We start from the raw sequence: 18,534 nt of genomic DNA on the forward strand, positions 1-18,534 counted from the left end.
GGAGTTTTCCGTTTCGACTGCGCCGGAAGTGGGGCGAATTATAGACCTCTGGAATCTGCCGTCAACCGTTAATTTCGCTTTTCTTACAAATCAGCAAAAACCTCCTCTATATATAGACGCGCCCCCCATCCAATGCGCAATATATTGCCCACTCCCATAACAACACTCTGCTTTTGCCTGGATGCCGCCCTGTAATGAATGACCAACCTCGCTCCCTAGCCTCCATGTTGTTTCCGGTAGGCCTGCTCATGATAGCCATGGCATCCATCCAGTCAGGCGCCTCCCTGGCCAAAAGCATGTTCCCGATTATCGGCGCTCAAGGCACGACCACGCTGCGCTTGATCTTTGCCAGCGTGATCATGCTGCTATTGCTCCGGCCATGGCGCGCAAAGCTGACCGCCAAGTCTCTTCGTACCGTGATTGTCTACGGCATGGCATTGGGCGGGATGAACTTCCTCTTCTATATGTCTCTGCGCACTGTGCCGCTGGGCATCGCCGTTGCTCTCGAGTTCACCGGCCCTCTGGCTGTAGCGATATATGCCTCTCGCCGCGCTATCGATTTTCTCTGGATCGCGCTGGCTGCGGCCGGCCTGCTTCTATTGATACCTACTGGGGCAACCACTGCTGGCATTGACCTGGTCGGAGCGGGCTATGCACTGGGAGCCGGGGTTTGCTGGGCGCTGTACATACTGTTCGGGCAGAAGGCCGGCGCTGATAACGGAGTAACTACGGCTGCGTTGGGCGTGATGATCGCCGCGCTGTTCGTAGCGCCGATCGGTATCGTTCATGCTGGCGCTGCGCTGCTGACACCCTCACTGATTCCAGTCGCTATCGGAGTCGCCATTCTGTCCACCGCCCTGCCCTACACCCTGGAAATGGTTGCCCTGACGCGAATGCCCGCGCGCACCTTCGGCACACTCATGAGTATCGAACCCGCGTTCGGCGCGCTATCGGGCCTGCTTTTTCTGCAGGAATACCTTTCATTGTCACAATGGCTGGCCATCCTGTGCATTATTCTGGCCTCCGTGGGCGCAACGATGACCATGGGCAGCGGAGCAAAGCCTGCTGTCGCGGCGGACTGAAGGGTAATGAAAAGTGGCTCTGGTAATTGGCGCTTATTTAGGCCATGTTTAGCTTCGTAACCCATCGCCAGTCATGGATTTTTTCGCAAAGGAACGGCACAACGCTGCAAACGCGAGCGAATACAGGCAGACCCGAGCACAAGACTCGCGGCCGCTATTAAGGATGGTAATGAAACGAATTTTGCTATTGATCGCCCTGCTGGCGATCGCAAGTTGCGCAGCGACCTCGGAAACCCAGGTCAAGCGGGGAAAGAAGGGCCTGCATATCAACTGTTCCGGACTTTCATCCTCATGGGACAAGTGCTACACCAGCGCCGCCAACTCCTGCGCTCCCAAGGGGTACAAGGTGATCGCCAAATCCGGGGATGCCGTGGAAGAACCAGGCGATTATCCGTTCGGCCTGAACCCCGCCGGCTATACCAGCCGCAGCATGATCGTCATCTGCAAATAACTACTCGGCTCGCGGGGAAGCGAGCTGACGCGTGATTTCCTGATGGCTCGAGCGCAACACCGTTCGCTGCATGTCCGGTGTTGCCAGCATCCGCGCGACCACCAGCGCACCCACGCATTGCGAAAGCACCGACCAGGCCAGGCTCTCGCTTTCCAGTATCTCAGCCCAACTTTGCTGGAGACGGCAGATCCATTCTTCCGCCTGCTCACGCACCTGCACATCGGCACGGGCGATCTCTGCGCCCAATGTCGGCAGCGCGCAGCCGGACTCGGGTTGCTCGACGTGGGCCATGCTCAGGTACTGCTTCAGACAACGCTCCAGCCGCTGCCGATCTGCGCCGCCCTGCCCGCCGAGGCGCTCAAGACTCTCACTCAGCTCTCGCTCGACGATGGCAGCAAACAACCCATCCTTTGAGGAAAAGTGACTGTAGAACGCTGCGCCACTCAAACCGATAGCCTTCATCAGACCATCGACGCCCACCGTGGAAAACCCCGATTTCTTTGCCGAGAGCGCGCTGCTTTGCAGCAATCTTTCGCGGGTTTCCGATTTGTGGCCTGCCGAATAACGCATGTCCTCTCCTGAAATGGTTCGCCTTGACGCTGCCCGAATCCTAGCATAACGTTCGTTAACTAAACGATCGTTAACCTAAAGGGATTCACCCATGAATAACAAGAAGGTCGTATTGGTTGTCGGTGCGGGCGATGCCACTGGCGGCGCGATTGCCAAGCGTTTTGCCAATGAAGGTTTCACTGCCTGCGTGACCCGGCGCAGCGCCGACAAACTGCAGCCACTGGTCGACGCCATAGTCGCTGAAGGCGGTGAGGCTCATGGGTTCGCTTGCGATGCGCGCAAGGAAGAAGACGTCATCGCGCTGATCGAAGACATCGAGACACGCGTCGGTCCGATCGAGGCCTTTGTCTTCAACATCGGAGCCAACGTGCCGTGCAGCATTCTCGAAGAAACCGCGCGCAAGTATTTCAAGATCTGGGAGATGGCCTGTTTCTCCGGGTTTCTCAATGCCCGTGAAGTGGCCAAGCGCATGGTGACTCGGCAGCGCGGCACGATTCTGTTTACCGGTGCCACCGCCGGACTGCGCGGCGCTTCCGAATTCGCCGCTTTTGCTGGCGCCAAACACGGTATCCGCGCACTGGCCCAAAGCATGGCCAGGGAACTGGGACCGATGAACATCCATGTCGCCCATGTCGTAGTGGACGGTGCGATCGACACCGACTTCATCCGCAACAGCTTTCCCGAAAAATACGCGACCAAGGATCAGGACGGCATTCTCGACCCGGAGCACATCGCCGAAAACTACTGGTATCTGCACAGTCAGCCACGGGATGCATGGACCTTCGAGCTAGACCTGCGCCCATGGAACGAGCGCTGGTAAGCCCTCCCCCTCATCACAACAATAAGAGCGCGACTTGATCATGACGAAAACCGTGGAATTCTATTTCGACCTCGGCAGCCCCACCACCTATCTGGCGCACACCCAGCTGCCGAACATTTGCGCCGAAACCCGCAGCGAACTGATCTACATCCCGATGCTGTTGGGTGGCGTATTCAAAGCCACCGGCAATGCTTCGCCGGCGGTGATTCCGGCCAAGGGTCGTTACATGTTTCAGGACCTCGACCGTTTCGCCAAACGCTACGGCGTACAGCTCAGGTTCAATCCGCACTTTCCGATCAATACGCTGATATTGATGCGCGCCGTCACTGGCATGCAGTTGCATCAGCCGCAGCGTTTCGCCGACTTCGTCGATTGCCTGTTCAAGGCACTTTGGGTGGACGGCCGTAACCTTAACGATCCGCAAACCATCGCAGGGGTGCTGACTGAAAACGGCTTCGATACCCAGGAAATAATGGGGTTGACCAACGATGAGTCAGTCAAGGCCGCACTCAAGGAAAACACCGAAAGAGCCATCAAGCGCGGCGTTTTCGGTGCTCCAAGCATGTTCATTGGCGATAAGATGTTCTTCGGTCAGGATCGACTCGACTTCGTAGAAGAGGCATTGCGCCAGGATTGAAGCCAAGCCCAAGGCACCGCGGGCAGTGCCTTGGGTACATCGATCAAATTGCCACAGTGCGCTCGTTCAGCCAGCCCAGCGCCGCACCCTCCAGCAATGGGCTCAAACGCTCGCGCACTTCACCGTGATAAGCATTGAGCCACTGCTTTTCTTCCTGGGTCAGCAGATCCGCAATCATGCAACGGGTATCGATCGGGCACAACGTCAGGGTTTCGAACTTGAGGAAATCGCCGAATTCGCTGGTGCCGGCCTCGCGGTTCATCGCCAGGTTCTCGATGCGCACACCCCAACGGCCTGGACGATAAGTACCGGGTTCGATCGATGTGATCATTCCCGGTTGCATAGCTGTTTGCGGCGCCGGCGCGGCCTGATAGGCGATCACCTGCGGACCTTCGTGAACGTTGAGGAAATAGCCCACGCCGTGACCGGTGCCGTGACCGTAATCGACGTTTTCAGCCCAGATCGGCGCACGGGCGATGGCGTCGAGCAGCGGCGACAGAATGCCTTTCGGGAAGCGTGCCCGTGAGAGGGCAATCACGCCTTTCAACACACGCGTGCAATCCTGCTTCTGCTCTTGGGTCGGCGTTCCCACCGGGACCATGCGGGTGATGTCGGTCGTACCGCCGAGGTATTGGCCACCGGAATCGATGAGCAACAGACCATCACCCTCGATCACCGCATGCTCTTCTTCGGTAGCGTGATAATGCGGCATCGCGCCGTTGGCATTGAACGCGGCAATGGTGTTGAAACTCAGCGAAACATAATCGGGGCGACGTTCACGAGCGGCGGTGAGTTTCTCGTCAATGGTCAGCTCGGTGATGCGCTCGCGACCCCACGCCGATTCCAGCCAGGCGAAGAATTCGCACAACGCCGCGCCATCCTGTTCCATCGCTTTGCGGATGTGCTGAGCGTCGGCTTCGCTTTTCTGCGATTTGGCCAGCGTGGTCGGGTTCAGGCCTTCGACCAGTTTCACGCCACTGTCCAGGTGATCCAGCAAACCTGTGGTCACTCGCGCCGGATCGACCAGCAGGCTCGCGCCACTCGGCACAGCACGCAATGCATCGGCCACTTCGCTGTAGTCACGCAGCGTCACGCCATCCTGTTCGAGCACGCCGCGCAGATCGGCATCGACCTTGCTCAGGGCGACGAACAACGTCGCCTGTTGCTGATTGATCAAGGCGAACGAAACAAACACTGGATTGAACGAGACATCACCACCGCGCAGGTTGAACAGCCAGGCGATGTCATCCAGGGTGGCGATGAAATGCCAATCGGCCCCACGCTCTTGCAAGGACTCGCGCAGCTTCGCGAGTTTCTCACCGCGGCTGACAGTCGCTTGCGGCGGCAGATGCTGATAGACCGGCGCGTCGGGGAGGCTCGGGCGATCGCGCCAGACTTCCTGCAACAGGTCGATATCGGTGCGCAGACGAGCGCCGCGTGCTTCGAGCTTGCTGCTCAGTGTGCGCGCCGAAGCCACTGCCATCACCGCACCATCGACCGCCACCACGCCGCCCTCTGGGGTTTGCTCGGCCAGCCAGTCCAGCGGGCTCGGCTGCCCCGGTTGCAGCTTGACCAGTTCGATGCCGCTGCCCTCGAGTTCCTTGGTCGCCTGTTCCCAGTAACGACTGTCGGCCCACACGCCAGCGAAATCAGCAGTGACAATCAGCGTACCGACCGAACCGTGGAAACCCGACAGCCATTGCCGGCCCTGCCAGTAACCCGGCAAATATTCCGACAGATGCGGGTCGGCGGACGGCACGAGCAGCGCATGGATGCCTTCGCGGCGCATCAGTTCACGGGTATGCGCCAGGCGCTGAGGCACCGATCCTTCGGTCAAGGTGTGGGAACTCATCATGTCTCCTGCTAATCGCGTCATCGTTATTGTTCGTAGCCTTCACGGCCATGGAAAGCGTCGGCTGTTTTAAAGCCCTGTCGCCCAGAATGCCGGGGCACTGGCGCAGGCGGTTCTGATCAGTTCGACGGCCTTGTCGACATCCTCGGCGGTGGTAAACCGCCCGAGGCTCAAGCGAATGGTGCGCCCCGCCAGCCGCGCATCGTGGCCGAGCGCGAGCAGCACGTGGGACGGCGCGTTGCTTGCGGAATTACACGCCGACGTCGCGGAAAACGCGATCGAATGGCTCAACGCAGTACTGTTGAACTCGCCCTCGCTGAAAGTCAGGCTCAGGGTGTGCGGAATACGTTGCGAGGCACTGCCATTGAGGCGCACGCCGGGCAAACTCAAAAGCTGTTCGAGCAAACGTTCGCGCAAAGCGACGATGGCTTTTTTCTCTTCATCGAATGCGTCGGCGGCCAGAGCGAATGCTGCGCCCATACCGGCAATCTGATGAGTCGCCAGGGTTCCGGAGCGCAAGCCGCCTTCGTGACCGCCGCCATGGATCTGCGCCTGCAAGCGTTGCTGCGCGTGCGGACCGACATACAAGGCGCCGATGCCCTTGGGGCCGTAGAGTTTGTGTGCGGAAAACGACATCAGGTCCACTGCCAGGCGGCTCAGATCGATCGCGACTTTGCCAGCGCCCTGCGCGGCGTCGACGTGGAATAGCGCCTGCCGACTGCGCACCACCTCACCAATCGTCTCGACATCGTTGACCGTGCCCAGCTCGTTGTTGACCAGCATCAGCGACACCAGAAACGTGTCGTCACGCATCGCTTCACTGACCGCTTGCGGTGTGATCAAGCCTTCAGCGTCCGGCACCAGATAAGTCACGGCAATGCCCGAATCCTGCAATTGTCGGGCGGTGTCGAGAATGGCCTTGTGTTCGATCTGGCTGGTAATGATGTGCCCGCCGGAAACGCCACGGGCCTGGGCGACGCCTTTGAGGGCGAGATTGTTGGATTCGGTGGCACCGGAGGTCCAGACGATCTGCTCAGGCTGCGCGCCGACCAGATCGGCGACTTGCCGACGTGCCTGCTCGACCGTCTGCCGGGCCTGCTGGCCGAAAGCATGGGAGCTGGACGCCGGGTTACCGAAGTTACCGTGAAAACCCAGACATTCGGTCATCACCCTGATGACCCGCTCGTCCACCGGGGTGGTGGCGGCGTAATCGAAATACAACGGACGTGTGTTCATAAAGGACTCGCAGAGCGTGTTCCGGGATCAGGAGGCTCGTGTCTGCAAACGACGATGCACAGCCTCGTGAGCTGTGCATGGGTTCGAGAGCGTCATCAATACCTGATCGGATGCCGTTAAAGAAGTAGGGCTTCATTTAAAAGTGCGTAGGAACGCTCCTGAAACCGAGCTTAACAGGCATCGGGCCGGCGATTGAAGCAATGCGTCAGTGAAAGCTTTCGAGAAGTAACGGATACAGCGAAATTACCAGTAGCGCCGCCATGCCCCAATTGAACACGCGCAACCACCGCGGATCCTTGAGTACATTGCGCAACAGCGTGCCGCACGCGGCCCACAGGCCAACACTTGGAAGGTTGATGATGGCGAATACCGCCGCGATGACCACCACATTGTAGAAATAGCCCTGCATCGGCGTGTACGTGCTGATGGCACCGATGGCCATGATCCACGCCTTGGGATTGACCCACTGAAACGCGGCGGCGCCCAGATAGCTGATCGGTTTCGCCTGGCCGTCGGCACCGTCGCCGACCGGCCCGGAGTGGGCGATCTTCCACGCCAGGTAGAGCAAATAGGCGGAGCCGACATAACGCAGCACCGTATAAAGAATCGGGTAGGCCTGAAACACCGCGCCCAGACCGAAGCCCACCGCCACCACCAACAGGAAGAAGCCGCAGCTGATGCCGAGCATGTGCGGAATGGTGCGGTTGAAGCCGAAATTCACTCCGGATGCCAACAACATGGTGTTGTTCGGCCCCGGTGTGATCGAGGTGACAAGGGCAAACAGGGCAAAGCCCAACAGCAGATCAAGCGAGAGGTTCATCGAGGCAGTCCATCCAGGGTCATTCAGGTGTTGACCCTATCCCACGGCGTCCGGCAAACCCACGGACAGTTAGGGAAAACTTCAAGCAGTACAGTTTGCTTTCAGCTAGGACGTCCGTGCAGCTGTACGGCACGCTCGGCGCTCATCTCACCCTGCTGGTCAAAACCGAAAGTCTTCTGCGGCTGGCCGAGCAACTGCGCTTTTTTTGCGTGGTATTCGTCGAACGACAGGCCGCTGCGGTTCAGCGCTTCCAGTGCCAGTTCGCGGGATTCTTCAGCGGTGTAAGGGCGCAGCTCTGGCGAAACGTGGCCGGCACAGCCAGCGAGTACGGAAACAGCGAGCATCAGCGAAGCAGTCAGTAAACGGTTCATGGGGGCGTCCTGGCGAGCAATGTGGGGTCGATGGAGAAAGGCTACGCCCAGGCACGCTCGCGCAGAAATCAACGCTCTCAATAGTGGCTATCAGGTTTGCGCTAATCCTGGCTAACCCGGCAGACGGCAATGCAGCGCATCGTCGTGGCTGCGGGCAATGCTGCTGTGTACCTGGAAGGAATTGAAGGTCACGGTTTTCGCGCGATGAGTGCGGATCAGTTGCCAGAAATCCTGCTCACCGTTTTCGAAACTGTGAAATGCCGCCTCCCCCGCCTCGCGGCTTTGCCATTGCAGAAAGCTCAACACGCGTCGGCCGTCGTCGCTGGCCTGCACGCTGGCACTGAGAAAACCGTCGTAACGCTGAGCCAGACGCTCGGTCCGCATCGCCAATGCCGAAACCAGCGCGGCTTGCTGACGCGGTTCGATCTCGAACTCGATCAATTGGGTAAAGCTGCGATTGCTCATGGAAAGCCCCCACTCATCTTGAAGCGAGCCTTGCGACCCGAAGAGCTGCAGGGTAAAACCTCTAGTTAAGTCAAGGTCAAGAGCATTTTCCCCATGATCAGCAAAGACCAGGTGCATAAACCTCTTACCGTCGGCGAAGTTGCCGCGCGCAGTGGCGTCGCGGTCACCGCGCTGCATTTTTACGAAGCCAAAGGCTTGATCAAAAGTGAACGCAACGCCGGTAACCAGCGCCGCTATCCCCGTGCCGTGTTGCGCCGGGTAGCATTGATCAAAGTCGCGCAACGACTAGGGATACCGCTGGCGGAGATCGGCGAAGCGCTGAAGATCCTGCCGCAGGATCGCGCGCCGTCGGCGGCGGACTGGAAAATGCTGTCCGAACAATGGCAGCGCGAACTCGACGAACGAATCAAGCAACTGACGCTAATGCGCGATCAGCTCACCGGTTGCATCGGCTGTGGCTGTCTGTCCATGGAGGCGTGTCCATTGCGCAATAAGGGTGACGTGCTCGGTGACCGAGGCCCAGGCCCGCACTTTCGCGATGCGTGATGCGCGCTGCTCGTCGGCAGAAAACCTGCGCTGCGAGGACGGTTCTATAGTGATTGCTCCGGACAAATCCGGAGCAACCCCATCTGTTGAAAACAAAAACAGGGAGAACGTCATGAGCGTCAAACCCATTCCTGAGGGGTATCACAGCATTACCCCGTATCTCGGCATCCAACAGGCCGCCGAGGCCATCGATTTCTACAAGAAAGCCTTCAATGCCAGCGAAGTCATGCGTCTGACCATGCCCGACGGCAATATCGGCCACGCCGAACTGCGCATCGGTGACAGCGCGATCATGCTCGGCACGCCCTGCGACCAAGGGCCGTTGAGCAATCCGCAGCAGGCGGTTTCGATCGGTTTGCACCTGTACGTGCCGGATGTCGATCAGGCCTTTCAACAAGCACTGGATGCCGGCGCGCAAAGCGTCTCCGAGGTCAAAGACCAGTTCTACGGCGATCGCAGCGGGACTTTGAGAGATCCGTTCGGCCATTTATGGTTTCTCGCAACCCATAAAGAGGATCTGAGCGAAGAGCAGATTCGCCAACGAGCGATGGGAATGTTCAACCAAAACTAAAGCCTTGTAGCCAGAACCGACCGACAAAACGCACTGCCGATGTAATTGCGAAACATTTGCTTTCATATCCGCTTTCGGGATTTTCTTCGCTCATACGTCTTATAGGAATGCAGGCCGTTCGCGTAGGCAAAAGCCACGAACGGCCTCCCGGGGAGTTCCGTGCTGCGAAGCCCGTAGCCCGGCCCCTTCCACCGCTATCAAGACGCGCAATCATGTCGAAGAAATCCCGTTCCAAACTGTGGTTCCTGGTGCATAGCTGGCTGGCGTTGCCGATCTGGTTCTTTGTGCTGATCGTCTGTGTCACCGGCACGCTGGCGGTAGTCAGTCAGGAAATCGTCTGGCTGGCCAATCCGCAAATGCGCGCCAGTCAGCCGTCGGACGACGCGCCGCGCCTGAGCTACGACCAGATTCTTGCCGCGATCAAACAAGCCGAGCCGCAAACCCTGGTGCAGAGCATCAACCGCCCGGACGAGTCGCACTTTGCCCTCGACGTCGAAGTCAGCTACCCCAACGGGCGTTCGTTGACGGTCTATGTCAATCCGTACACTGGCGTCATCCAGGGCACCGCGCCGGCCTTCGATTTCAAGGCCTTCACCCGCGCCTTGCACGGCTGGTGGCTGGTGCCGTTCACCAATGGCTACAGCTGGGGCTGGTATCTGGTGTCATTGCTCGGCGTGCCGATGCTGGTTTCGCTGATTACCGGGCTGGTGGTCTACAAGCGCTTCTGGAAAGGTTTTCTGCGCCCGACCCTACGCGTACGCCATGGCGCGCGGATCTTTTGGGGCGATTTCCATCGCCTGTGCGGCATCTGGTCGATCTGGTTCATTGCGGTGATTTCCATCACCGGCATCTGGTTCCTGATCAAGGCATTCCTGTTCGATAACCAGATTTCCATTTCCAGCGAACCGATCATTCCGGCGATGTCCCGGGAAAGCGTGCCGATCTCCGCCGCCGGCACTCCGCCACCGCGGATCAGTCTGGACCGCGCCATCGAAATCGCCCAGCAGAAAATTCCGGGGCTGGAAGCCAGCTACGTCAACCTGCCGGGCAATGCCTACTCGCACATGAGCGTCAGCGGTCGCGGCTGGTATCCGCTGATGTACCAGACCGCGACACTCAACCCATACAACGGCGACATGGCCTCATCACGCTTGCTGTCCGACCGATCCTCGCTGGAATTCGTTACCGAATCCATGCGCCCGCTGCACACCGGTGACTTCGGTGGCATCTGGATCAAATTGATCTGGTTCTTCTTCGGTCTGTTGCTGAGCATGATGATCCTCAGCGGCCTGCTGATCTGGACCAAACGCACCGCGCTGGCCACCGCCAATGCACTGAAGCGCGAGGACAAGAAAAACCGTGTCTCCGCCCAACCAGCGATGCGCCGTGAACCTTCGGAGGCCAGCCTGTGAACAAAGCCATCTCGGTCACACCGCCGTCTCGCCTGTCGCGTTTCTGGCACAAGTGGCGCTTCCACATCAATGTTCTGTTGTTGCTGATCCCTTTGGGGTTCATGCCGAAATACTTTGCCGATGCCTCGCTTTTTCGCGGCGACAGTGGCTTGGGCCAACGGGAAATAGGCACCGTTCAGGTCGGCCCGTGGAGCCTGCGCCTGGCCGAGCTGCGCGAAGAAGCGCCGCACCTGAGCGGCCCGGCTGGCTATATGAAGGATTTCACTGCTGCCGTCTGCGATACCTGCGTCGAACAGGTCAAGGCCACTTACTTGCGCATCGGCAAACCGCGCAGCCTGCGTGCCGCCGGCACGATCTTCTTCGGCACCCCTTACCGCATGGGCACGCAGATGCCGATCCCGGCGAAAACCAAACCTGACGCCGAGCTGTGGATCACCATGGAAGGCTGGGACGGCAGCATGCACCAGGCCGCGATTCCCCTGAGCCAAGCCTCCCCCGCCACCGTTGCCTGGCTGAACAAACAAGGAGCCAAACCATGACTCGCTCGCCACTCCATCCCCGCTTGCTGGCAAGTGCCGCGCTGCTGGTCCTGAGCGCCGGTTTCAGTGCCGGCGCCCTGGCGCACAACCCGATGTGCGAATGCAAAGCCATCGATGCCGAACAGATCAAATGCACCGGCGGTTTCTCCGATGGCAGCGGCGCGCCGGGCGTGACCCTCGACGTGATCGGCTACGACGAAACCATTCTGGTGCCCGGCAAACTGGGTGAAGACTCGACGCTGACATTCAAGAAACCCGGTAGTGAGTTTTATGTCCTGTTCGACGCCGGCCCCGGCCATGTAGTGGAAATCGACCAGGCGGATATCGAAGCCCCATGAGTACCCCGACAACTCAAGTGGTACGCCCGGCGGGTGCCGGTCATGAAACCCTCAACGTGCTGCTGTTGTGTCTGTTGATCCTCGCGGTCGCCGGTTCGGTGGTGGCGTGGCGCGGGGTTTCCCATGAGCCGGAGCCCGTCGCGAGCAACCAGTACGACGCCCGCCGCGACCTCAGCGCCGCCGAGCAAGGCATCTATGCCGACCTGCGGGTGACCCTCGACGAAATCCGCTTGCTGCGCGAAGAGCAAAAAGCCCTGCCGACCCCACAGGTGCTGGCCGAAGAGGGTTTCGCGCCGTTCGCACAGGATGCCAGTTCGGTCAGCCGTGGCGGTCATGCATGGCAGATGCTCGCCGACCGCGCCTACTTCGGTCGCAGCGCGACGCCTGATGTCGCCGGGTCATTTCTCATGCGTGTCGGTGCCGATGCCAACGCTGCGCCGGACATCTGGCTGAACCGCAGCGCCGACCTCGTGCCTGCGCAGGATCTGTCCGATGCCGCGCTGTCCGCCGCTGGCTGGAAACAGATCGTCGCGCAATTCGATGCCGGGGTTACCCGCGAACATCGCCATTGATTCCTCGCCTTTATCCGAGAGAAGACTGCTTGCCCATGTACATTTCATCTCCTCGCCGTCCATTGTTACGCCTGTTTCTCCTTGGCCTGTGCGCCTGCCTGCTGAGCCCATTGGCCAGCGCCGAGCAAGGCAAACGCCTGCGCATCGGCATTACCCTGCATCCGTATTACAGCTATGTCGCGAACATCGTCGGCGACAAGGCCGAAGTGGTGCCGCTGATTCCCGCCGGCTTCAATCCGCACGCCTACGAGCCTCGAGCTGAAGACATCAAGCGCATCAGCGGGCTGGACGTGATCGTGCTCAATGGCGTCGGCCATGACGACTTCGCCGACCGGATGATCGCCGCCAGTGAAACACCCAACGTAAAAACCATCGAAGCCAACGAGAACGTGCCGCTGCTGGCGGCCACCGGTGTCGCTGCGCGCGGCGCCGGCAAAGTAGTCAATCCGCACACGTTCCTGTCGATAAGCGCCTCCATCGCCCAGGTCAACAACATCGCCCGCGAACTGGGCAAGATCGATCCGGACAATGCCAAGACCTACACCCAGAACGCGCGTGCCTATGGCAAACGCCTGCGGCAGATGCGCGCCGACGCTTTGGCCAAACTGACCCAGGCACCGAACGCAGAACTGCGCGTGGCCACGGTGCATGCGGCTTACGACTATCTGTTGCGTGAATTCGGTCTGGAAGTGACGGCCGTGGTCGAGCCAGCCCACGGCATCGAGCCAAGCCCAAGTCAGCTGAAAAAAACCATCGACCAGCTGCGCGAGCTCGACGTGAAAGTGATTTTCTCGGAAATGGATTTCCCGTCCAGCTACGTCGACACCATCCAGCGCGAATCCGGGGTGAAGCTTTACCCGCTGTCGCACATTTCCTACGGCGAATACACCGCCGACAAGTACGAAAAGGAAATGACCGGCAACCTCAACACCGTGGTTCGGGCGATTCAGGAGTCAGGAGCATGACCTCGAAAGAAACCCTCGCCCCAGAAAACACCGAGTCCCCTGTAGGAGTGAGCCTGCTCGCGATGGCGTCCGCTCAGCCAACATCTTCATTGGGTGAAACTCCGCTATCGCGAGCAGGCTCACTCCTACAGGTTACGGGGCCGGCGCTGGAGTTTGCGGAAGTCAGCCTGACGCTGGGGCGCACAACGATTCTCGACAAGGTCAGCTTCCAGGTGCAGCCCGGCAGCGTGCATGCGCTGGTCGGCCCCAACGGCGGTGGCAAGAGTTCGCTGATCAAGACGCTGCTGGGGCAGATGCCGCATCAGGGCCAGCTCAGCCTGCACTGGCCCGGCGAGCCCGGCACCATCGGTTACGTCCCGCAAGCGCTGGAGTTCGATCGCGGTTTGCCGATGACCGTCGACGATTTCATGGCCGCCATGTGCCAGCGCCGGCCGGCCTTTCTCGGTTTGAGCAAACACTACGCCGGTGCCATCGGCGAGGCGCTGGAGCGTGTCGGCATGCAGGACAAGCGCAAGCGGCGCATGGGCGCGCTGTCCGGCGGTGAGCGGCAGCGGGTGCTGCTCGCGCAGGGCCTGATTCCGCCGCCGCAATTGCTGGTGCTCGACGAGCCGATGTCGGCTCTCGATGAGGCCGGGATTCAGGTGTTCGAACGTCTGCTGAATGACTGGCGCGCGGCGGGCATCACCGTGTTGTGGATCGAACATGATCTGGAAGCGGTGGGGCGACTGGCCGATCGGGTGACCGGCCTCAACCGTCGCGTGCTGTTCGACGCCACGCCGCAACAGGCGCTGACGCCGGAACGTCTGCTGACGCTGTTTTCCACCCATCCACGGAGCGCTGTGTGATGAGTTACGAAGCCTTTCGTTTGATGGTCCAGGGTTGGGCATCTTCGGGTTATCTGCCGGAAGCGCTGGCCTACGGATTTGTGGTCAACGCCCTGCTCGCCGGTCTGCTGATCGGCCCGGTGCTCGGTGGGCTCGGCACGCTGGTGGTGGTCAAGCGCTTCGCGTTCTTCTCCGAAGCGGTCGGCCACGCGGCACTGACCGGGGTGGCCATCGGCATTCTGCTCGGCGAACCCTACACCGGCCCGTACGGCAGCCTGTTCGGCTACTGCCTGCTGTTCGGCATCCTGCTCAATTACCTGCGCAACCGTACCGGGCTGGCACCGGATACGCTGATCGGCGTGTTCCTCTCGGTGTCGCTGGCACTCGGCGCGAGCCTGCTGCTGATCCTCGCCGGCAAGATCAACGTGCACATTCTGGAAAACGTGCTGTTCGGTTCGGTACTGACCGTCAACGGCAATGATCTGGCGGTGCTGGCGATCGTCGGGTCGCTGGTCATGGCCCTCGCCCTGCCGCTGTACAACCGCATCATGCTCGCCAGTTTCAATCCGCAACTGGCTGCGGTGCGTGGCGTAGCGGTCAAGACGCTGGATTACCTGTTCGTGATCCTGGTGACCTTGATCACCGTCGCGGCGGTAAAAGTCATCGGTGCAATTCTGGTCGGCGCCTTGCTGGTGATTCCGGCTGCGGCGGCGCGCTTGCTCAGCCAGTCGCTCAAAGGGTTTTTCTGGTGTTCGGTGCTGATCGCTACCGTCAGCACGCTGTGCGGGATTCTTGCGCCGATCGTGTTCGACCTGCCGATTCCATCCGGCGCCGCGATCATTCTGGTCGCCGGCATCGCTTTCGCCCTCGCCGCCATCGCGCGCGGCGTCGTCCCCAGCCTGAAAGGGAACCTTGGATAAATGGCTTTTTCACTGCGTAACCTGACTTTGGCCATGGCCCTGTGTGGCGTGGTCTGCACCCCGTTGATGGCTGCTGAAAGTGCAAAGCCCTTGCGCGTTCTGGCCTCGTTGCCGATTACCTTCGGCCTCGGCGAAGCACTGCTCAAAGGCACCGACGTCAAGCTCGAACGCGCAGCTCCGGCCAACCTGCCCGGTAGCCGCCAGACTGCGTATTTCACTGGCCGTGGCGCTCCGGCCCTGAGCAAACTGGCCACCGACGCGGACGCGGTGATCGGCCTGCGTTCGCTGTGGGCCGATGATCCGCTGTACCCGATCGCTCGGCGCAGCAACATTCGTATCGTCGAAGTCGACGCTGCCCGCCCGGTCGACGGCGCCCTGCCCGGCATCGCCGTACAGCCGGGCGTGCAGGTTGATGGCCTGAACAGTCAGCCATGGCTGGCGAGCAACAACATGGGGCGCATGGCCGATGTGATGGCCGCAGACCTGGTGCGCCTGGCACCGAGCGCCAAGCCTGCGATCGAAGCCAATCTGGCGGCGTTGAAACAGCGTCTACTGAAACTCAGCGCGGACACCGAAGCGCGTCTGGCCGAGGCGGACAATCTGAGTGTGATGAGCCTGAGCGATCACTTCGGCTATCTGATTGGCAGCCTCAACCTTGAACTGGCCGGACAGGATGCGCGTCCTGATGCCGAGTGGACGCCTGAAGCACTGAAGAAGCTGACCGCAACACTCAAGGACAACGACGTAGCGGTGGTGCTGCACCATCGCCAGCCAGCCGAACCGGTGAAAGCGGCGATTGCCGAATCCGGCAGCCGACTGGTGGTGTTGAGTACTGATGCGGCGGATCCGCTGGCGGAGCTGGAGGGCAATGTGGATTTGTTGCTCAAGGGACTGAGCGGAGCGTAATTTCAGGCACGACCGCGTTATCCTTTATCGCGAGCAGGCTCACTCCTACAGGGGATCGCATTTCAACTGTAGGAGTGAGCCTGCTCGCGAAGAGGCCAGCACTGACAGCGCCACTCTCCAGACATGAAAAAACCCGCTGACCCTCATTGGTCCAGCGGGTTTTTTCTGCCCGGTCGCTTATTGCGCCGCGACTTGCGCATCCATCTTCTGGCGCAGACTCAACGGGCGCATGTCGGTCCAGACTTCTTCGATGTAGGCCAGGCATTCCTTTTTCAGGCCGCTCTTGCCCACGGTGCGCCAGCCTTCTGGCACGGCTTTGTAATCGGGCCAGATCGAGTATTGCTCTTCGTGGTTGACCACGACCTGAAAGAGGATGTCCTCGCGGTCGAATACTGACGTCATGCTGGTTCTCCATCGTTGTAAGGTCGGCTGCACAACGGATGCAGCCGGGGTATGTAGAAAGAACGTTCGCCGCGCGGAAAAATTTACAGTGCGGCGGTGGCAGCGACCAAAGCGCGACCGAAAATCTCCGCGACGCGGTCGATTTCCGCTGCGGTAATCACCAGCGGCGGCAGGAAACGCACCACCGCGCCATGGCGGCCGCCCAGCTCCAGAATCAGGCCGCGCTTGAGGCATTCACGCTGAACCAGCGGCGCCAGACGTGCGAATGCCGGCGGGTGACCGAGCGCGTCGGGTAGGCCGCTCGGGTCGACCAGTTCGACGCCGAGCATCAGGCCGCGCCCGCGGATGTCGCCCAGTTGCGGGAAGTCGCGTTGCAGAATGCGCAGATGCTCGCTGAGTCGATCACCCATGGCGGCGGCGTGTTCGCAGACCTTGTGCTCTACCAGATAGCGCATCACCGCCGAACCGGCGGCCATGGCCATCTGATTGCCACGGAACGTGCCGGCATGGGCGCCCGGTTGCCAGGTGTCGAGCCAGTCGCGGTAAACCACCACCGCCAAGGGCAGGCTGCCGCCGATGGCTTTGGACAACACCACCACATCCGGAACGATGCCCGCATGCTCAAAGGCAAACATCTTGCCGGTACGGGCGAAACCGCTCTGGATCTCATCGACAATCAGCGCCACACCGGCCTTCTCGGTGATCCGGCGCAAACCGCGCAGCCACTCGATATCAGCGGGTATCACCCCGCCTTCGCCCTGCACCGCCTCGACAATCACCGCTGCCGGCAACTGCACGCCAGCCTCGGGATCGCTCAGCAGGTTTTCCAGATAGCTCAGATTGGCTTTGACGCCCGCCGCGCCGCCGAGGCCGAACGGGCAACGGTAGTCGTAGGGGAACGGCATGAATTGCACGCCATTGCTGAGCAAGGCACCCAGTGGTTTTTTTGGTCCCAGGCTGCCCATCAGGCTCAACGCGCCCTGACTCATGCCGTGATAACCGCCGGAAAATGACAGCACGGTGCTGCGCCCGGTGGCGGTGCGTACCAGTTTCAGCGCTGCCTCCACGGCGTCGGTGCCGGTCGGGCCGCAGAACTGGATTTTCGCCTGCGCCGCCAGTTCCGTCGGCAGCAAGCCGAACAGATCCTGGACGAATTGATCTTTGACCGGCGTGGTCAGGTCGAGGGTGTGCAGCGGCAATTCATCGGCGAGCACCTGCTGGATTGCCTCGATCACTACCGGGTGGTTATGCCCCAGCGCCAGCGTGCCGGCCCCGGCCAGGCAGTCGATGAATGTGCGCCCCTCAATATCCTCGACATACAGGCCCTTAGCACGCTTGAGCGCCAGTGGAATACGCCGAGGGTAGCTGCGTGCGTTGGACTCCTGCTGGCTCTGGCGCGCCAGCAACGGTGATTCGTGGAATTCGTACAACGTCTCCGCTGGCGCCGAGGCGACCCGGGCCGACGATTCTTCGATAAGGCTGGTGGCGACTGACATCTCTCGACCCCTCAATTCGCTATGGATAGTGACCAAAACAGCACACCAACAGGTGCGCGTTCCGGTGGCGGGGCGCACTTGCAGGTTTTCCTGTTCTGGAAACGCTTCAGCGCGGCGCGGATTTACACCCTTGATCGAGTTGTCGGGCCGGTGCGGACAAAGGTTTGTGCAGCGGCACGGTCTGCAAGCCGTCGCAGATGCCGGATGGCGCCGCTTGTTGATAACCCAGATGCCGATAAAACGGCTCGGCGGTGCGGGAACTGTAGAGGTGAACATGCTGCATGCCACGAATGCGCAACCAGCCTTCGAGATCCTGCATCAGCGCCCGTCCGACGCCCCGGCGAAAGGATTCCGGCTGCACGTAACACAGCGAAATCTCGCCGCTGGCCTGGGCCATGCCGACACCGACGGGTTTGTCCGCCAGTAAAGCCAGGCATAAATGGAAGTGGGGATCAGCGAGCCGGGCGCTGATGAAGTCAGCGGATTGCTGAGCGATCCAGCTGCCGACCCGTGGCGGATCGTTACGGTGGTCGAGCGCGCAACCGATGCGGATGGAACGCTCGATAATGCGGCTGATGATGCCAGCGTCGGCCAATCGGGCCGGACGAATGCAGATGGGTGCTTCCATGGCGCAGTTCCCTCAATCCATTGAGTCAAGCTGCGTTGACCTTAGCCCCGGCCCTGCCGGATAGCGAACGGCGAGAAGTTACATTTCATGTGGCAGAACATGTTCCCTTGT

The 18,534-nt window shown here is 60.4% G+C and carries 23 protein-coding genes; 14 read left to right on the forward strand and 9 right to left on the reverse strand.

Annotated features, from left to right (window positions below; genetic code table 11):
* Positions 1 to 194: 194 nt before the first annotated feature.
* On the forward strand, positions 195 to 1,082 hold the full coding sequence (gene rhtA, locus QRN33_RS25345) for a threonine/homoserine exporter RhtA (RefSeq protein WP_064361587.1): 888 nt from the start codon (positions 195 to 197) through the stop codon (positions 1,080 to 1,082).
* Positions 1,083 to 1,251: 169 nt separating this feature from the next.
* Positions 1,252 to 1,533: a hypothetical protein gene (locus QRN33_RS25350; RefSeq protein ID WP_039759777.1), complete on the forward strand. Its 282-nt coding sequence runs from the start codon at positions 1,252 to 1,254 to the stop codon at positions 1,531 to 1,533.
* Here the strand turns inward: QRN33_RS25350 and QRN33_RS25355 are convergent, their stop codons facing one another.
* Entirely contained in the window at positions 1,534 to 2,103 is a 570-nt protein-coding gene (locus QRN33_RS25355; protein WP_285410813.1) for a TetR/AcrR family transcriptional regulator, read from the reverse strand.
* A gap of 91 nt (positions 2,104 to 2,194) precedes the next feature.
* Here QRN33_RS25355 and QRN33_RS25360 point away from each other — a divergent pair, with 91 nt between their 5' ends.
* Positions 2,195 to 2,923 (forward strand): SDR family oxidoreductase, encoded by a 729-nt coding sequence (locus tag QRN33_RS25360; RefSeq protein WP_285410815.1) that lies wholly within the window; start codon positions 2,195 to 2,197, stop codon positions 2,921 to 2,923.
* Between the two features lie 40 nt (positions 2,924 to 2,963).
* On the forward strand, positions 2,964 to 3,560 hold the full coding sequence (locus QRN33_RS25365; protein ID WP_285410851.1) for a 2-hydroxychromene-2-carboxylate isomerase: 597 nt from the start codon (positions 2,964 to 2,966) through the stop codon (positions 3,558 to 3,560).
* A 43-nt stretch (positions 3,561 to 3,603) separates the two neighbouring features.
* Here the strand turns inward: QRN33_RS25365 and QRN33_RS25370 are convergent, their stop codons facing one another.
* From QRN33_RS25370 to QRN33_RS25390, 5 genes are all read right to left on the reverse strand, one after another.
* On the reverse strand, positions 3,604 to 5,412 hold the full coding sequence (locus tag QRN33_RS25370; RefSeq protein WP_285410816.1) for an aminopeptidase P family protein: 1,809 nt from the start codon (positions 5,410 to 5,412) through the stop codon (positions 3,604 to 3,606).
* A gap of 69 nt (positions 5,413 to 5,481) precedes the next feature.
* Positions 5,482 to 6,648: an aminotransferase class V-fold PLP-dependent enzyme gene (locus tag QRN33_RS25375; protein WP_285410818.1), complete on the reverse strand. Its 1,167-nt coding sequence runs from the start codon at positions 6,646 to 6,648 to the stop codon at positions 5,482 to 5,484.
* A 205-nt stretch (positions 6,649 to 6,853) separates the two neighbouring features.
* Entirely contained in the window at positions 6,854 to 7,468 is a 615-nt protein-coding gene (locus QRN33_RS25380; RefSeq protein ID WP_285410820.1) for a LysE family translocator, read from the reverse strand.
* Positions 7,469 to 7,569: 101 nt separating this feature from the next.
* Complete coding sequence (locus QRN33_RS25385) at positions 7,570 to 7,839, reverse strand: hypothetical protein (RefSeq protein ID WP_285410822.1); 270 nt, start codon at positions 7,837 to 7,839, stop codon at positions 7,570 to 7,572.
* A 111-nt stretch (positions 7,840 to 7,950) separates the two neighbouring features.
* Entirely contained in the window at positions 7,951 to 8,304 is a 354-nt protein-coding gene (locus QRN33_RS25390) for an antibiotic biosynthesis monooxygenase (protein ID WP_285410824.1), read from the reverse strand.
* A gap of 93 nt (positions 8,305 to 8,397) precedes the next feature.
* Between QRN33_RS25390 and soxR the strand changes: the two genes are divergently transcribed.
* The 10 genes from soxR to QRN33_RS25440 all read left to right on the forward strand — a co-directional run bounded on the left by soxR (position 8,398) and on the right by QRN33_RS25440 (position 15,897).
* A complete protein-coding gene (gene soxR / locus QRN33_RS25395) occupies positions 8,398 to 8,850 on the forward strand; it encodes a redox-sensitive transcriptional activator SoxR (protein ID WP_065616925.1) in 453 nt (150 codons plus the stop codon).
* A 112-nt stretch (positions 8,851 to 8,962) separates the two neighbouring features.
* Positions 8,963 to 9,421, forward strand: a complete 459-nt coding sequence (locus QRN33_RS25400; RefSeq protein WP_123419083.1) for a VOC family protein — start codon at positions 8,963 to 8,965, stop codon at positions 9,419 to 9,421.
* A 212-nt stretch (positions 9,422 to 9,633) separates the two neighbouring features.
* Positions 9,634 to 10,833, forward strand: coding sequence for a PepSY-associated TM helix domain-containing protein (locus QRN33_RS25405; RefSeq protein ID WP_285410827.1), 1,200 nt, complete (start codon positions 9,634 to 9,636; stop codon positions 10,831 to 10,833).
* On the forward strand, positions 10,830 to 11,372 hold the full coding sequence (locus QRN33_RS25410; protein ID WP_064361579.1) for a PA2404 family protein: 543 nt from the start codon (positions 10,830 to 10,832) through the stop codon (positions 11,370 to 11,372). Before QRN33_RS25405 ends, QRN33_RS25410 begins: the two co-directional genes overlap by 4 nt.
* Positions 11,369 to 11,710: a hypothetical protein gene (locus tag QRN33_RS25415; RefSeq protein WP_064361578.1), complete on the forward strand. Its 342-nt coding sequence runs from the start codon at positions 11,369 to 11,371 to the stop codon at positions 11,708 to 11,710. Before QRN33_RS25410 ends, QRN33_RS25415 begins: the two co-directional genes overlap by 4 nt.
* Complete coding sequence (locus QRN33_RS25420; RefSeq protein ID WP_064361577.1) at positions 11,707 to 12,282, forward strand: DUF6162 family protein; 576 nt, start codon at positions 11,707 to 11,709, stop codon at positions 12,280 to 12,282. The genes QRN33_RS25415 and QRN33_RS25420 overlap by 4 nt, the downstream gene beginning before the upstream one ends.
* A gap of 35 nt (positions 12,283 to 12,317) precedes the next feature.
* Entirely contained in the window at positions 12,318 to 13,247 is a 930-nt protein-coding gene (locus QRN33_RS25425) for a metal ABC transporter substrate-binding protein (protein WP_285410830.1), read from the forward strand.
* A complete protein-coding gene (locus QRN33_RS25430) occupies positions 13,244 to 14,092 on the forward strand; it encodes a metal ABC transporter ATP-binding protein (RefSeq protein WP_285410832.1) in 849 nt (282 codons plus the stop codon). Before QRN33_RS25425 ends, QRN33_RS25430 begins: the two co-directional genes overlap by 4 nt.
* Positions 14,092 to 14,991 (forward strand): metal ABC transporter permease, encoded by a 900-nt coding sequence (locus tag QRN33_RS25435; protein WP_007917717.1) that lies wholly within the window; start codon positions 14,092 to 14,094, stop codon positions 14,989 to 14,991. Before QRN33_RS25430 ends, QRN33_RS25435 begins: the two co-directional genes overlap by 1 nt.
* A complete protein-coding gene (locus QRN33_RS25440; protein WP_227972750.1) occupies positions 14,992 to 15,897 on the forward strand; it encodes a metal ABC transporter substrate-binding protein in 906 nt (301 codons plus the stop codon).
* Between the two features lie 177 nt (positions 15,898 to 16,074).
* Here QRN33_RS25440 and QRN33_RS25445 read toward each other — a convergent pair whose 3' ends face one another.
* The 3 genes from QRN33_RS25445 to QRN33_RS25455 form a co-directional block, all read right to left on the reverse strand.
* Positions 16,075 to 16,299, reverse strand: a complete 225-nt coding sequence (locus QRN33_RS25445) for an MbtH family protein (RefSeq protein WP_041478467.1) — start codon at positions 16,297 to 16,299, stop codon at positions 16,075 to 16,077.
* An 83-nt stretch (positions 16,300 to 16,382) separates the two neighbouring features.
* Positions 16,383 to 17,795, reverse strand: coding sequence for an aspartate aminotransferase family protein (locus tag QRN33_RS25450; RefSeq protein ID WP_285410835.1), 1,413 nt, complete (start codon positions 17,793 to 17,795; stop codon positions 16,383 to 16,385).
* 106 nt (positions 17,796 to 17,901) lie between these two features.
* Positions 17,902 to 18,423, reverse strand: coding sequence for a GNAT family N-acetyltransferase (locus QRN33_RS25455; protein WP_285410837.1), 522 nt, complete (start codon positions 18,421 to 18,423; stop codon positions 17,902 to 17,904).
* Positions 18,424 to 18,534: the final 111 nt, after the last annotated feature.

Source organism: Pseudomonas sp. FR229a (assembly GCF_030209115.1).
Lineage (GTDB): Bacteria > Pseudomonadota > Gammaproteobacteria > Pseudomonadales > Pseudomonadaceae > Aquipseudomonas > Aquipseudomonas moraviensis_A.